We start from the raw sequence: 14,492 nt of genomic DNA on the forward strand, positions 1-14,492 counted from the left end.
CAAGATGAGGACCGTTTAATTATTTTTCCGTTCTTTTTGTAATGCAACTTTTACTGTAGTTAAGAATTCTTCGGCTTTTTCTTCTGGTGCTTTCGTAACGAAGCTGACACCGATGAAAATAATCGTGGATAAAATAATTCCCCATACCCCTGATGCGAGCCCAAGTGGCTTCCACTGAAATGCTTCTAAAAGGATGACAATAACCCCCGTAACCCCAACACTTGCTAATACTCCAGCAGCTGTACCCCGTTTCCAGAAAAACGTTCCGAATATAGCTGGAACCGCAATGATAAGACCAGCTGAAGAGGCAACGGAGAGGAGTACAATGATACTTAACTCCATTTCAGCAAATAGATAAGCAATAACAGCAATGACAGGAATGACGAATTTTCCAATCTGCAGCTGCATGCGGTCAGATGGTCGTTTCCTCATATTTCCGTACACATCTTTCGCAAATACGGACGCGAGGGTCAGTAAAATTGAATCAATCGTTGAAATTGCTGCTGCCATAATTCCTACCATCACAATGACCCCAAGAATTGGTGGAACGAGATCACTGGAAAGAATCAATGGTGTTGCCATATCAACATTGTCAAGGTTCGGGAACATAATTGTCGCCGAAAAGCCCCAAAAAATCGCAACAAGTGTATAAATGAGTCCAAAGATCATAAATCCGAGAATCATAATTTTTAAGTTCTGTAAAGATGACGGCATGAATAACCGTTGACTGACCTGTGGGTTGGAAAGGCTGAAAAACATCCATGGCAAGGTCATTCCAATAAATGTAAAAATATTAAAAAATCCGTTGCCAGGAACAGCTAATGAAGCTGGGTGTTCTGTTTCCAGCGTCTGGAAGAAACTACTGAACCCTCCTAGCCCGCTGATAAGAACAAGAACGACAACGGTTGATGTGATAATCATGAATACCGCTTGCAAGGAATCTGTCCAGGCAACGGAACGAATTCCCGCAATATAAGAAAATAAAATCGCCATGATCGTTGCAATCAACACACCGGTTGAAAAGGTGATTTCATTATTCGTAAGACCAGAAAGTAAGTAACCGACACCAGTTAGTTGTACTGCGCTATAGGGGATGAGGAAAAGACAGCTTGTTATTGCGACGATGACTGCCACCCTTTTATCTTGATAGCGATCACCAAGCATCTCAGATGGTGTAACATAGCCATATTTTTTACCGACAACCCAAAAACGCGGTCCAAAAAAAGCAATCAGTGAAACCCCCATCAGATAAATTAATTCAAATCCAAGCGCACCAACCCCGCCACTGTATGTAAGTCCGGCTAAACCAACAAGCATGAATGCACTATAAGTAGTTGCACTATAACTAAGTGCAGATACGATTCCGCCGAGTTTCCTATCGCCAAGGAAATAACTGACCATATCATTTTGCTTGCCAGATTGCGATAGAAACGCAATGAACAAAGAAATGATAATATAGATGGCAACAGCCCACCAAACGTACGACGTATTCATTGTTTTTTGCCCCACTCCCTAATTAATAAATAATTGACGCCAATTACAATTACAGTAAGTACCGTCCAAAATAAAAAGCTGCCATACCACTTTTCGACATCAGGAAGCAATGTGTACGGTACAACAAAAGCAATCAGAATCAAGCATGTAATAATAATGGCATAAACCCCTTCGTTCTCCTTCATTGTCGATATTTCCTCCTTTTTAATAGTATAAGAAACGATAAAGTGAAACTTCATTCAGTGGGGAATTCCTTACCTCCCCACTGAATGTTAGTTGAACAGAATCAGATATTTACGGACTGTATATCCCCACCTTCACATATTGGGCTTCCCTCATGTTTAGAGATGGGGGTATTACAGACCGTTAATGCGTGAAAAAATAAAAATGCTGTAATAACTTAGGTTTCTAGGGCTAGTTACGTCCGCTCTGCGACTTAGTTCAGGTTAATACGAAGTGAATTAGCGTCATTTTATGTGAAGAAAATCACATAGTTTTACGAAATTTTCATATTTTCGATGTAAAGTTACAAAACCTATCATACCAGATTGTGATAAAGAAGGCTACACAAAAAATCTTTTAATTAAGAAACTTTTGTATGTGACGGACGTCCAATGTAGTAAGCAGGAATAGAAAGGGGCTAAGTTCAAGTGAAGAAATATATAAGTATATTGGTGTTCAGTCTATTGCTTGTAGCTTGTACTGGGGAAGAGGTGGATGACACTGCCGAGGGGACGGCCGATATTGCTCATGATACAGAAAGCTACGGAGTGGAAGATAGTGAACTGCAATTTTCTAATGAGGAAGAGGGTCAAGATGCGGAAACGGAAAAATCAGTGGAAGATGTTGAAGTGGATAGTGCCGAATCAAATCGTAAAGTTATTTATACGGCAGATATAGATGTTGAAACGGATGATTTAAAAACATTTTCTAATCAAGTTCAAAAAGAAGCTGCAAGGATTGGCGGCTATGTGCTTGAGTCGACATTATATAATGAGAAAACAGAAAATTTGAAAAGCGGTCAGATGACCATTCGTATTCCACAAGAAGATTTCCATCCATTCCTAGATTTTATCGAGGAGGGAAGTACAAAGGTGCTGGATCATTATGTTTCTGGCGAGGATGTTACAGAGGAATTCGTTGACCTGGAGTCCCGTCTGAAATCGAAAGAAAAAGTGGAAGAAAGATTACTGGATTTTTTAGCTGGTGCGGAAGAAACAGAGGACTTATTAAAAATCTCAAATGATTTAGCACGGGTGCAAGAAGAGATTGAAATGATTGTCGGCCGGATGAATTATCTTCAGGATAAAACGGATTTTTCAACGATAACGATATCAATTCGTGAGCGTAATGTAACACTTTCAAATGTCAATAATGACTTGAACACATGGCAAGAAACGAAACAACAGTTTATGAAAAGTATTAATTCCATCATTACCATCCTATCTAAACTAAGCATACTCATCATCGGTAACTTGCCAGTATTAGCAATTATTGGAGTGCTTGCCCTGAGCGGTTTTTTCATCTGGAAAAAACAAAAGAAAATCAAATAAGTGGGACGCGGGTTCAGTCTGACCCTCTGTCCCAGTTTGCTTATCTGAGTATGGGTGATAAACTAGTAGTAAATAAGAGTAAGAGGGGGAAAAGGATGGAAAAATTACAGGTTGGCAGGGCGCAATTGACTTGGTTACGTGGTGGTGTGAATCATTTGGATGGCGGTGCCATGTTCGGTGTAGTGCCGAAAGCATTATGGGCAAGAAAGTACCCGGCTGATGAGAAGAACTTGATCGAATTAAGGACCGATCCAATTTTGCTCCAATTGGATGGGAGAAATTATCTCATAGATTCTGGCCTCGGAATAGATAAACTGTCAGAGAAGCAGATTCGTAACTTTGGAGCAAGTGAACTTTCTTTTGTAGAAGAATCATTAAGTGAACTTGGTGTGGAGCCAACTGCCATTGACGGTATATTAATGACTCATTTACATTTCGATCATGCGAGTGGCTTGTCAAAAAAAGGAAAAGAAGGGTATGAAACAATTTTTCCCAATGCGACTATTTATACGACGGCAATTGAATGGGAAGAAATGCGTCACCCCAATATTCGTTCTGTTAATACATACTGGGAGAGGAATTGGCGACCGATTGAACATCAAGTAGAGACTTTCGCAGATGAACTGGAAGTTGCAAAAGGACTGCGGATGATCCATACAGGAGGACACAGTGAAGGACATGCCATTATTGTTTTTGAAGATGGAGAAGACTGTTTCATTCATATGGGAGATTTAATGCCAACGAATGCACATGAAAATAAGCTTTGGGCGCTGGCCTATGACGATTACCCGGTGACATCGGTCCACGAAAAACAGGAGTGGATGGAATACGGATACAACAGACAGGCATGGTATACATTTTATCATGATGCTTACTACCGAGCGATCCGCTTTAATGAAAAAGCTGAACGGATTGACGCGGTTGAGAGGGCACAGGTATTGAAAGGAGAGCGCTTCAATTAAGAAGCGCTCTCCTTTAAGCGGTTTCAGTCGTCGCGATGATACCGCCTGTTTCTACATCAACATAGAATTCGTACTGTTTACTCTCCCCATCGATATTTCGCGTAATTCCCCCGCGATAGGCTTGATACACCAGGCCATTTTTCTCGACTTCTTCAGGTTTCATATAAATCCATGATCCGCTGATTGGCCCGTTTTGTTTAAAAGCTTCCTTCGCATTACTTAAAGCTTTCTCTGGCGTCACTTTCTGCTTCGTATCCAATTGGCTCTTCAATAGATAACCTACCGCGAACCCGATACTTGCAGCAAGTAAAAGATTTCTTTTTTTCAACTTGTTCCACCTCTCATTAAATGAAATAGACATTCATCTTCTTTTAATTATACCTTAGTTACTTGGAAATTTAAAATTCCATGGATGCAGTTACGAGGAGTGAAAATTCTTCGAGATAATCCTCCTCAAAATACGCTAAAAATGGCATAATATTTTTATATCGAAAGTCAGAGCATAGCATATTTAAGGAGGTTTTTATTCTTGTCCGATTATTTCCGGTTCTCTTAGCCTCATTGCTTTTTTGGCTTGGAATGCTCCGCTGCTTGAATACCTGTTTTTCATCAACACAAAAGACATGGGTGCCGTGTTCTTTCGCTGTAGTGCCGTTTGATAAACATCATAAACAGCTTGGGCTTGCTTTTGGTTTGTCCCATGGTTCTCAATCTTTGGATTCAGTCAAACTCGGTAATGATGTCGTTTAAATCAGCTTCCTTTAAATAGCGTGCAACACTGCGTGGAGAGATTTGTTCAACAATGTGCTCTTTTTTAGCCTGATCCGCCAATGTGCTTGACAAAATTCTCTCGAAATTTTGTAAGCGCTATGTTACGATAATTCCGATAAGGTATTGCGAATATAAAGAAAATGAACTTAAAGAAAGTACAAGAAATACTTTTTGATATATCTATATTAGAGGAAGATTTCTGGATAAGAGTAGATGTTTTATTTCCAAGCGCAGATATGGAACATAACAGGGAGGTTTATAATGGACTTTAGCTTTAAATACTTATTAATTGCATTTATTTTTTTCCCGATTTGCACGATGGTTCATGAATTAGGACATGCTTTTTTTATCAAACTGTGGGGATGGAAGGTTAAAAAGATTCAAATCGGTTGGGGAGATACACTAATAAGCATTGGCAGACTTTCTATAAATAAGATATTTTTTATCAGTGGTGCAACTTCATATGAACGACCAGACAAGGTAAGTAAGACCAAATGGGCTATTGTGCTACTAGGGGGAGTTATATTTAATGGATTTTTTATTGGAGTCTTATATTTGGTCTCATTGTTTTTTAAAACGGAATATATAGGAATTATGAACTTTTTAAGTTGCTTATACATCTTATGGTGTCTCATTCCATATACTGACTTGCAGGGACGTTCAAGTGATGGGAAACAATTGCTTAGTTTACTAAGAAGTGCAAAAACTAGTTAGGTTATCCTGTTTAAGTTTAATAAATACATAGAACGTACGATGCTTGTGAATAAAGACATGAGATAGAACCACCCTTTCCATCTTTTGGAGTCATCTATGACGAAACTTCGGGCTACTTCTCGTATGAATTGAACTTAATTGCAGCCCCAAAGTGCTCCAGAGTTTGTACGTTGCCACGACGCACAAGATGTGCTAGTACAAACACTCTGCGGTGGGACGAGTAATTGCAGTCCCAGGCGTTGCGAAACGAATCGCGTACTTAGTCTGTAAGGGCGCTTGTGCCTTTTCCTTTGCACTTCATTTAACAAACTCACATAAATTAATAATAGTGCAAAGGCGAACCATGAAGGGGGAGGAGCTATGGCGATAAAACCACCTATTTTACAACAAGGGGATACAATTGGAATTGTTACCTTGGGCAGTCCACTAGATGCAAGTATTATTAACGCTGGAATAGAAACGTTACAAAATATGGGATTTAATGTGATCCTAGGAAAATATGTCTATTCTCAAAATGGGTTTCTTGCAGGAACAGATCAACAACGTGCCTCGGACTTGATGAGCATGTTTGAGAATGACCAGGTAAAAATGATCCTTCCTACTAGAGGTGGCGTGGGAGTAGCAGGCATTCTTCCTTACCTTGACTATTCCGTGATCACAAGCCATCCGAAAATTATATCGGGTTATAGCGACATAACGATATTATTAAATGTCCTATACCAATATGCCGATTTGATCACATTCCAAAGTTTAATGCTCATTGATTTCGTATCGGGAGGTCCAGCCTACAACGTCAATCAATTTTTTACTGCTACGTCTACATTAACTTCACCAAGACAAATACAAAATTCGCCGGGCATTCCAACTGTCAGTACGGTCCAGGGTAATGTAACCGGTCCAATTGTCGGGGGCAACCTGACCTCTTTTGTTGGTAACCTTGGAACCCCTTACGAAATCGATACAAAAGAAAGCATACTCCTTATTGAAGAAACCCATGAACCAATTAATACGGTTTATAGATATTTGAATCATTTAAAGTTAGCCGGAAAATTTGATGATTGCATTGGCATCATCATGGGAGAATGTACAAATTGTCCCGCCTCATATAACACGACTTACAATGATTTGATTAATACCTTTATGACTTCCTTTGGCAAGCCACTTATGACCAACCTTACCACCGCACACGGAACGTATAAAGCAGCAATTCCAATTGGAGCTATAGCAAATTTAAATACAACGAATAATACATTAACGGTACTTGAACCGACCGTAAGTTGATTGGGACGTAGGAACGGTTCTTGTACCGACTCCTGTCGTCCCGTTCTTTCGTTCGGGTTTGTGTCTTTTCTCCCATCGGAATACTAAATGGAAAGGTTTCCGGATGGCGATTAATGCAAGGTGGCTGATAACTCTTCCAATATATGTTGCGGCGACAAGCAGTACAGTTATATGTCTATTGTTTCAGTTTTAAACCCGCCAATTAAATGTATAATGTCTTGGGACGGAAAAAGACAAGCTTTTGTTAGCACGCATTAACGGTCTGTATTCCCCACATTCCAAAACATGAAGGGAAGCCCAAGATGTGAAGGGTGGGGATATACAGTCCATAAATCCCTGATTCTGTTCAACTAACACTGAATGAAGTTTCACTTTATAAGATTTTTCATTCAATCCAACAATCCTTGCAAAAATCGCTGAAACAAATTCGAAAGGCTGTTCTGACCGGGATAGTGGAAAGTCATTTCCATTATCCGGTATACTGAAAAGACATAGAGAAATAGAATATATATAAAAGGAGTTTAAACATGAATCAGGAAACCTTAGAACTTTTTAAAAATTTAACAGAACTACAGGGGGCTCCGGGGAATGAACATGCTGTCCGGGCTTTCATGAAGAAGGAATTAGAGAAATATGTAGATGAGATTGTGCAAGATAATCTCGGAAGCATCTTCGGTGTAAAAAAAGGAGAAGGCCCCCGCATCATGATTGCCGGACATATGGATGAGGTTGGTTTTATGGTTACTCAAATAACGGATAACGGAATGATTCGCTTTCAGCCATTGGGCGGCTGGTGGAACCAAGTCATGTTAGCCCAGCGCGTTCAAGTAATGACAGAAAACGGTCCTGTTATTGGTGTTATTTCATCGATTCCGCCCCATTTGCTTACGGAAGCCCAGCGGAAGAAACCGATGGAAATTAAAAATATGCTGATTGATATTGGGGCAGATGACCGGGATGATGCAAAAAGAATTGGCGTGAAGCCAGGAGATTCAATCGTTCCTGTTACCCCATTCCAACCGATGGCAAATGAGAAGAAAATCCTTGCTAAAGCTTGGGACAACCGCTATGGCTGCGGGTTATCCATCGAGTTATTAAAAGAATTAAAGGATGAATCGTTACCGAACACGTTATATTCCGGAGCAACTGTTCAAGAGGAGGTTGGACTTCGCGGGGCTCAGACTGCATCTAATATGATTCAGCCGGATATCGCTTATGTTCTCGATGCCTCACCTGCGAATGATGCCTCAGGGGATAAAAAAGCATTTGGTCAGCTTGGGAAAGGGGCCTTGGTGCGAATATTCGACCGGACGATGATCACACATCGGGGCATGCGTGAATTTGTACTTGATACAGCAGAAACAAATGATATCCCGTATCAATATTTTATATCACAAGGTGGAACAGATGCAGGACGAATCCATCTATCGAATAACGGTGTACCAAGTGCGGTAATTGGTATATGCTCACGATACATTCATACGTCAGCTTCCATTATTCATGTTGATGATTATGCAGCGGCGAAAGAATTGCTCGTGAAATTGGTAAAAGCTACCGATCAAACGACAGTTGATACGATTAAAAATAATAGCTGAGGAGTAAGGAATGAAATTAATAATCGGTTCTAAAAACCCAACGAAAATCCGTGCATGTGAAGCGGTTTTCACAGATTACACTGTCCGGGGAGTGGAAGTTTCGTCTGGTGTTTCCCCGCAGCCGCGTACTGATGAAGAGACGAAACAAGGTGCAATCAATCGTGCACTTCAATCACTTAACATGAAAGAAGCGGATGTAGGTGTCGGTCTCGAGGGTGGAGTCATGCTCGTTGATGATTGTCTCTATGTAACGAATTGGGGCGCACTTGCTGTTTCAACAGATCTAATTTATACTGCAGCTGGAGCGCGAATCGCTTTGCCGAATGAATTTTTACCAGAGTTAGAAGAAGGGAAAGAGCTAGGAGACATCATGGAAGGGTATGCTAAAAGGGAAAATGTCCGCTCGAAAGAAGGGGCAATTGGCATCTTCACCAACAATCTAATCGACCGCGGTACGATGTTCACCCACATTACCCAAGCACTAAGAGGTCAATTGGAATATTGGTCAAAAAGTTAGAGAAGAACAACGGCGCAAGAAGATCACAGAAGCTAAGTCAAGAAGTAATTCATTTGGCATTCTTAGGTGCAGAGCGGACGTGGCTACCCGCTCGAAATTTCTCAAGAGTATTTTTATTTTATAGTTTCCTGGAGAAATGAAAAGAGGAGTGCCGCTTTGGGCGCTCCTCTTTTCATTCATAAATATAGGCTAAAACATCTAATGCTTGATCAATCGTTTCAACTGTAATATTCGCTTTGTTGGATAGCTCTTTCAATGGGTGAATAAACTCTTCCGGTCGAACAAGAATCGTCGGTTTATTCAATGTAATTGCCGCGGAGGCATCCATCGCCGTATTCCACTGTCTGTATTTCTCACCAAACAGCGCAATAACGACATCAGCTTTCTGCATAAGCACCTGTGTTCTTAAATTATTCACAGCAGAAGCTGCATCATCCCGGTAATAATTGCCAGGCTGCTTCCCTAGAATCTTTTCTCCGATATCATCTGAAAGGTCATGATTCGTCTGTGGTCCGACAAAGGTTAACGTTAAATTCTTTTCCTTTGCTTTTGCTTTTAATTGATCCCGCCAGTCTGAGTGAATTTCACCAGCTAGATAAACAGTTAGTTCCATTTCAGCACCTCCAAATAATATGACTCCACTTTCATACTAGCGAATTGTATAATAATTGCAAATCATTTACATGAGCATTTCAAAATTCGTTAAATCAGGGCGTGTGAATTGAAACAGACGGGAAGGAAAGCTATGATAGAAAGAAGGAGATGATTGAAAATGAGGCCATTGCAATCTGTAAAAGAATTTAACGAACTCAAAAATAATGAAAAAGCAATTTTTCTTTTCACAGCTGGCTGGTGTCCAGACTGTCGCTTCATTGAACCAATCTTACCAGAAATAGAAGATAAATACCCTGAGTACACTTTTGTTGAAGTGAATCGAGACGAATTTATGGAACTGGCACAAGAAAATGAAATTTACGGTATCCCTAGCTTTGTTGCTTATGAAAAAGGGTTAGAAGTAGGCCGATTTATCAGTAAAGACCGGAAGACAAAGGAAGAAATCATTTCGTTTATCGATGGCTTTGCGAAAGTGTAGATTAAGTTTGTAAGGAGGTACCATCGATGAAAATGACAAGTACCCGCATGCGGGACATATTGAAAGAGCGTCTGTCAAATGATAAATATCATTTTAGATTTAATCGTAAAGAGGACACACTCCGTATCGAGTGGAAGGAAACGAAGCAAGGCTTAACCTTGACGCTTCCAAATATCATTGTAAAATATAATACGCGCGGTGAAACGGTAATTGATGAAGTTGTTGAACATATTGAGGAAGCGCTAAGAATGATGAATGAACATGTTGAATTGACAGGAATGGAGAAGTATATCTATCCTGTGATTCGCTCGACATCATTCCCGACTAAAACAAAAGCTGAAAAAAAACTGATCCACAAAGATCATACCGCGGAAACGAGAATATTCTATGCACTTGATGAAGGGAAATCATACCGATTAATTGATGAAGATTTGCTTCAAGAGGCAGAGTGGACTGGGAAGCATCTAGAAGAAATCGCAATGTTTAATGCCCGCTCTCTTTCAACCGATTATAAAACGGATAAAGTAGCTGGGAATGATTTTTACTTTATTGCAACTCAAGATGGATATGATGCAACCAGAATATTGAATGAAGCATTTCTGGAAGAGATGAAAGCAAATATGAAAGGTGATATGACCGTTGCCACCCCGCATCAGGATGTATTGATTATTGCAGATATTCAGAATGAGACTGGTTATGATATTTTAGCTCAGCTTACAATGAAATATTTCTCGGAGGGGCGCATCCCTATTACTTCGTTACCGTTTATTTACGAAGATAAAAGATTAGAGCCAATCTTTATCCTCGCGAAAAACCGCCCAGAGAAATAGGGAAAGGACGAAATAGATGAACGTATTTTATAATCGAAATGGAATTGGGGATGTACTCCTCATCCCGCTAAAAGATGGCAATCGTTACGAATGGACATATGAAACAAACGGAGATATTGTCCGAGTACTTGGAAAAGATCAGGAAGTGCTCGGCTACAACATTTACCGTGCTTCGGAAAAATTTGCACTATCTGAAACAGGTGCAATTAAATTAACGGAAGCATTACTTGGAGAAATTAAAGACCTGTTTAAAGCTAATAATCTCGATGATGAGCTTGACTTTGATCTAAGCCCGAAATTTGTCGTCGGCTATGTCGAGGAAAAATTACCTCATGAGAATGCAGACAAGTTAAGTGTTTGTAAGGTTGATGTTGGTGGGGAGGTATTGCAAATCGTTTGTGGTGCACCAAATGTCGATGTTGGCCAAAAAGTTGTTGTTGCGAAAGTAGGAGCAACGATGCCAAGCGGTCTACGCATTAAACCATCTGAACTTCGTGGAGTTCCATCAAACGGAATGATATGTTCCCAGAAAGAATTGGCTATCCCCAATGCACCGGAAGAAAAAGGAATATACGTACTAGACGACAGCTATCAAATTGGTGAAGAATTTACCGTTTAAAAAAGAGGCACACGCTATTTTCTAATAGGGTGTGTTTTTAATTCCCTCAAAATATGAACTGCTAATTACTTTCATTCAGCGTGAGTAATGTGCACGTTCTCCAGACTTGCTCTCTAGTCGCCGTTCAGCTGCCCGGTGGACGGATGCTTTCCGCGGGCACAGCCGAAGCCTCCTCGGGCTACCGCCCTGCGGGGTCTCCGGACTCGTGCTATTCCCGCAGGAGTCACCGTCCACCGGGCAGCTGAACTGGTAAAGATGATTATTATGAAAAGAGATTATTCTATCACGATACAGGGTGTGCCTTTGGAATATTAAATAGCATTCCAAACGGGGCCTTTCCTCGGAGCAGTCCAGACACCTCGAGACTCCTGCGGGAGGCCGGCTAAGTACGGTCACGTCCTGTGACCAATGCCGGCATTAGAACCTCCTGTTCGTCGATAGGCCTAGGTGAGACCCCTTAGTGCTCAGCCCGAGGAGGCTCACCAGCCGCTCAGCAGGTGCGAGAGGTGTCTGGACTGCGGACCTCCAGAAGTAAGTTGCGCAGTTACGCTGAATGAAAGCAATCCGCGCTTCTCATGATAGAGGTACACTTAGCTGTTTCAGACGCTGAAAAGTGGAGTTATTTATAATATAATTTCAATAAAACTACATCCAACTCTAAAAAACTGGTAAAATGGAAAAGTAACATGGATTGAAAAGGAAATGAGTGAATGAAATGTTAAAGCATTGGTTAGATAAAATGAAAAACTTTTTCCTGACTGAAGTAGAGGAAGAAATTGAAATTGAGGATTCGGAACAACCTCAACAGAATCATCAGGAAATAAAAGCGAGAATGACTTATAAGTATCCAGAGAATAGACCTTTCCGGTTTCCAGTAATTCCAGATCCAATGGAAAATCGGGAGAAAAATGAATATAAACCAGCATATGTACGAAGAAATCAAGAATCGGTGCAACCGGCCCAGCCGAAAAAAGAAAAGAAAGCATCCAGTCCAACCCCAGTCAGAAAAGTATATAAAGATGAAAACGCACCGCCATTTCAAGCTTCAGATGTCCCTTCTCCAATATATGGTTTTCAAAAAAGGGATAACGAAGTCGAAAATGTGCCCGCTTATGCTCGAAAGAAAGCAAAAAAAGAAGAGCGATCGGAAGTCCAAATAGAAGAAATAGAAGAACAAATAAAAGAACAAAAACAAGAAGAACCACTGATTAGTGAAACGATTAAGCCGGAACAGGAAACGGCAGCAATATTCGAGCTAGCGACTGAAGAGACGGAGCAACCAATAGAGACAGAAGAAAAACTAGAAACAGAAGAAAGACCGGAAAAAGAAGAAATTAAAACAATCCAACAATTGGCGCAGGAAGAAACAGCAGAAAACCAGGTACATAAAAAAGCGCCTCAGCTTGAGAAGAACAGAAAGAGAAGCGAGAGAAAACAGGGGAATGAACGAGAAGTACCGTTTAACGTTGTAATGACACCACTCGATAAAGCGAAAATGGAGCGGAACGAGAGGGTGAGGATGCGGGGATTAGAGCGGCACAAAGAGCGCCCAGAAAGAAAACCGGAGAACGAGTCTGTAAAACCAGTGGCAATACAGTCGGAAGCGAATCAATCAGAGGTGGAACAACCAGCAAAAGATATTCATATTCCGCTACATCTTTTAAATGACCCGCAAGAAGAAGATTATGCAAATGACTCGTGGACTCGTGAACAGCAGAACTTGCTTGAACAGACACTAAAACATTTTAACGTTGGTGCACGGGTTGTTCACGCAACACAAGGCCCATCTGTTACAAGATTTGAAGTGCAACCAGAATTAGGTGTGAAGGTAAGTAAAATTAGAAACCTAAGCGATGATTTAAAATTAAATATGTCTGCTAAAGATATCCGGATTGAAGCACCGATTCCGGGGAAAAATACAGTTGGAATCGAAGTACCGAACCCAACAGCACAAATGGTTGGACTGCAAGAAATTGTGGAGACGGAAGAGTTTAAACAGAGCAAATCTCCACTTACAACTGCATTGGGTCTAACGATTGAAGGTAAACCTAAAATTACAAATATCCAAAAGATGCCGCATGGCCTAATAGCTGGTGCAACCGGATCAGGGAAGAGCGTGTGCATTAACACAATCCTTATCAGTGTTTTATATAAAGCGAGTCATGAAGATGTGAAATTGCTCTTGATCGACCCGAAAATGGTAGAGCTAGCGCCATATAACGGTGTGCCGCACCTTGTCTCACCAGTTATTACCGATGTAAAAGCAGCGACACAGAGCTTGAAGTGGGCAGTTAATGAAATGGAAGAACGTTATGAACGTTTCGTGGAAGAAGGCGTTAGAGACATTGAGCGGTTCAACCGGAAAGTAATGAGCGAACATAGAAAGAATGAAAAAATGCCATATATCCTCATCGTCATTGATGAATTGGCTGACTTAATGATGATGTCACCACAGGATGTGGAGAATGCCATCAGTAGAATTGCACAAAAAGCACGGGCTTGCGGAATTCATCTTTTACTTGCTACCCAGAGACCATCTGTTGATGTTATAACGGGACTCATTAAAGCAAATATACCAACTCGGATTGCCTTTAGTGTATCTTCGCAAGTGGACTCCCGTACAATCCTTGACGCGAGTGGGGCAGAGAAGCTCCTAGGTAAAGGTGATATGTTGTTCATGGAGAACGGAACAGGAAAAAGTGTCCGATTACAGGGACCATTTGTATCTGACGAAGAAATTGAAAGAGTTACAGCCTTTGCAAGAGATCTTGCCGAACCGGACTATTTGTTTGAGCAAGAAGAGCTACTGGAACAAATTCATATGGAAGAAGATGAGGACGAGCTGCTTGAAGATGCAATTCAGTTTGTCGTCCATCAACAATCAGCAAGCACCTCCATGTTCCAGCGCCATTTCAAAATCGGCTATAACCGGGCGGCAAGGTTAATTGATACGTTGGAAGCACGTGGTATTATATCTGGGCAAAATGGGAGTAAGCCGAGAGAGGTCCTCGTGTCGGAAGCCGCTGCCCGAATAAGCGATTAAATTTGTTTCAATTGCAATAT

General features: G+C 40.9%; 15 protein-coding genes. 10 read left to right on the forward strand and 5 right to left on the reverse strand.

Translation table 11 applies throughout. From position 1 onward, the window contains the following. Positions 1 to 15 precede the first annotated feature (15 nt). Positions 16 to 1,494, reverse strand: coding sequence for a sodium:solute symporter family protein (locus GN217_RS10935; RefSeq protein WP_156856720.1), 1,479 nt, complete (start codon positions 1,492 to 1,494; stop codon positions 16 to 18). Continuing rightward, positions 1,491 to 1,733: a hypothetical protein gene (locus GN217_RS10940; protein WP_232334410.1), complete on the reverse strand. Its 243-nt coding sequence runs from the start codon at positions 1,731 to 1,733 to the stop codon at positions 1,491 to 1,493. The genes GN217_RS10935 and GN217_RS10940 overlap by 4 nt, the downstream gene beginning before the upstream one ends. A gap of 411 nt (positions 1,734 to 2,144) precedes the next feature. Between GN217_RS10940 and GN217_RS10945 the strand changes: the two genes are divergently transcribed. Together GN217_RS10945 and GN217_RS10950 are read left to right on the forward strand one after the other, a co-directional pair. Beyond that, complete coding sequence (locus GN217_RS10945; protein WP_156856721.1) at positions 2,145 to 3,047, forward strand: DUF4349 domain-containing protein; 903 nt, start codon at positions 2,145 to 2,147, stop codon at positions 3,045 to 3,047. Positions 3,048 to 3,142: 95 nt separating this feature from the next. Further along, positions 3,143 to 4,009, forward strand: a complete 867-nt coding sequence (locus GN217_RS10950) for a YtnP family quorum-quenching lactonase (protein WP_156856722.1) — start codon at positions 3,143 to 3,145, stop codon at positions 4,007 to 4,009. Between the two features lie 13 nt (positions 4,010 to 4,022). Here the strand turns inward: GN217_RS10950 and GN217_RS10955 are convergent, their stop codons facing one another. Then, positions 4,023 to 4,337, reverse strand: a complete 315-nt coding sequence (locus tag GN217_RS10955; protein ID WP_156856723.1) for a PepSY domain-containing protein — start codon at positions 4,335 to 4,337, stop codon at positions 4,023 to 4,025. Between the two features lie 392 nt (positions 4,338 to 4,729). After that, positions 4,730 to 4,852 (reverse strand): hypothetical protein, encoded by a 123-nt coding sequence (locus GN217_RS19205; protein ID WP_255454384.1) that lies wholly within the window; start codon positions 4,850 to 4,852, stop codon positions 4,730 to 4,732. A 189-nt stretch (positions 4,853 to 5,041) separates the two neighbouring features. Between GN217_RS19205 and GN217_RS10960 the strand changes: the two genes are divergently transcribed. From GN217_RS10960 to GN217_RS10975, 4 genes are all read left to right on the forward strand, one after another. Continuing rightward, a complete protein-coding gene (locus tag GN217_RS10960; RefSeq protein WP_198042639.1) occupies positions 5,042 to 5,494 on the forward strand; it encodes a site-2 protease family protein in 453 nt (150 codons plus the stop codon). A gap of 360 nt (positions 5,495 to 5,854) precedes the next feature. After that, a complete protein-coding gene (locus GN217_RS10965; RefSeq protein WP_156856725.1) occupies positions 5,855 to 6,775 on the forward strand; it encodes a S66 peptidase family protein in 921 nt (306 codons plus the stop codon). A 527-nt stretch (positions 6,776 to 7,302) separates the two neighbouring features. Further along, positions 7,303 to 8,370, forward strand: coding sequence for a M42 family metallopeptidase (locus GN217_RS10970; protein ID WP_156856726.1), 1,068 nt, complete (start codon positions 7,303 to 7,305; stop codon positions 8,368 to 8,370). A gap of 10 nt (positions 8,371 to 8,380) precedes the next feature. Continuing rightward, a complete protein-coding gene (locus tag GN217_RS10975) occupies positions 8,381 to 8,887 on the forward strand; it encodes a DUF84 family protein (RefSeq protein WP_156856727.1) in 507 nt (168 codons plus the stop codon). A gap of 172 nt (positions 8,888 to 9,059) precedes the next feature. Here GN217_RS10975 and GN217_RS10980 read toward each other — a convergent pair whose 3' ends face one another. Continuing rightward, a complete protein-coding gene (locus GN217_RS10980) occupies positions 9,060 to 9,500 on the reverse strand; it encodes a YtoQ family protein (RefSeq protein ID WP_156856728.1) in 441 nt (146 codons plus the stop codon). A gap of 159 nt (positions 9,501 to 9,659) precedes the next feature. On the opposite strand from GN217_RS10980, the gene GN217_RS10985 reads away from it, so the two are divergent. From GN217_RS10985 to GN217_RS11000, 4 genes are all read left to right on the forward strand, one after another. After that, on the forward strand, positions 9,660 to 9,980 hold the full coding sequence (locus GN217_RS10985; RefSeq protein ID WP_156856729.1) for a thioredoxin family protein: 321 nt from the start codon (positions 9,660 to 9,662) through the stop codon (positions 9,978 to 9,980). 26 nt (positions 9,981 to 10,006) lie between these two features. Next, positions 10,007 to 10,810, forward strand: a complete 804-nt coding sequence (locus GN217_RS10990) for a DUF1444 domain-containing protein (RefSeq protein ID WP_156856730.1) — start codon at positions 10,007 to 10,009, stop codon at positions 10,808 to 10,810. Positions 10,811 to 10,826: 16 nt separating this feature from the next. After that, positions 10,827 to 11,429: a YtpR family tRNA-binding protein gene (ytpR, locus tag GN217_RS10995; protein ID WP_156856731.1), complete on the forward strand. Its 603-nt coding sequence runs from the start codon at positions 10,827 to 10,829 to the stop codon at positions 11,427 to 11,429. Positions 11,430 to 12,144: 715 nt separating this feature from the next. After that, on the forward strand, positions 12,145 to 14,472 hold the full coding sequence (locus GN217_RS11000) for a DNA translocase FtsK (protein WP_156856760.1): 2,328 nt from the start codon (positions 12,145 to 12,147) through the stop codon (positions 14,470 to 14,472). The last annotated feature ends 20 nt before the right edge of the window (positions 14,473 to 14,492 follow it).

Source organism: Oceanobacillus sp. AG (assembly GCF_009746545.1).
Lineage (GTDB): Bacteria > Bacillota > Bacilli > Bacillales > Amphibacillaceae > Oceanobacillus > Oceanobacillus indicireducens.

What these genes read in the sequence shown, in the direction of transcription:
- GN217_RS10935 (WP_156856720.1), bottom strand. Translation starts at nt 1,494, where the DNA reads ATGAATACGTCGTACGTTTGGTGGGCTGTTGCCATCTATATTATCATT.
- GN217_RS10940 (WP_232334410.1), bottom strand. Translation starts at nt 1,733, where the DNA reads ATGAAGTTTCACTTTATCGTTTCTTATACTATTAAAAAGGAGGAAATA.
- GN217_RS10950 (WP_156856722.1), top strand. Translation starts at nt 3,143, where the DNA reads ATGGAAAAATTACAGGTTGGCAGGGCGCAATTGACTTGGTTACGTGGT.
- GN217_RS10960 (WP_198042639.1), top strand. Translation starts at nt 5,042, where the DNA reads ATGGACTTTAGCTTTAAATACTTATTAATTGCATTTATTTTTTTCCCG.
- GN217_RS10965 (WP_156856725.1), top strand. Translation starts at nt 5,855, where the DNA reads ATGGCGATAAAACCACCTATTTTACAACAAGGGGATACAATTGGAATT.
- GN217_RS10970 (WP_156856726.1), top strand. Translation starts at nt 7,303, where the DNA reads ATGAATCAGGAAACCTTAGAACTTTTTAAAAATTTAACAGAACTACAG.
- GN217_RS10975 (WP_156856727.1), top strand. Translation starts at nt 8,381, where the DNA reads ATGAAATTAATAATCGGTTCTAAAAACCCAACGAAAATCCGTGCATGT.
- GN217_RS10980 (WP_156856728.1), bottom strand. Translation starts at nt 9,500, where the DNA reads ATGGAACTAACTGTTTATCTAGCTGGTGAAATTCACTCAGACTGGCGG.
- GN217_RS10985 (WP_156856729.1), top strand. Translation starts at nt 9,660, where the DNA reads ATGAGGCCATTGCAATCTGTAAAAGAATTTAACGAACTCAAAAATAAT.
- GN217_RS10990 (WP_156856730.1), top strand. Translation starts at nt 10,007, where the DNA reads ATGAAAATGACAAGTACCCGCATGCGGGACATATTGAAAGAGCGTCTG.
- ytpR (WP_156856731.1), top strand. Translation starts at nt 10,827, where the DNA reads ATGAACGTATTTTATAATCGAAATGGAATTGGGGATGTACTCCTCATC.
- GN217_RS11000 (WP_156856760.1), top strand. Translation starts at nt 12,145, where the DNA reads ATGTTAAAGCATTGGTTAGATAAAATGAAAAACTTTTTCCTGACTGAA.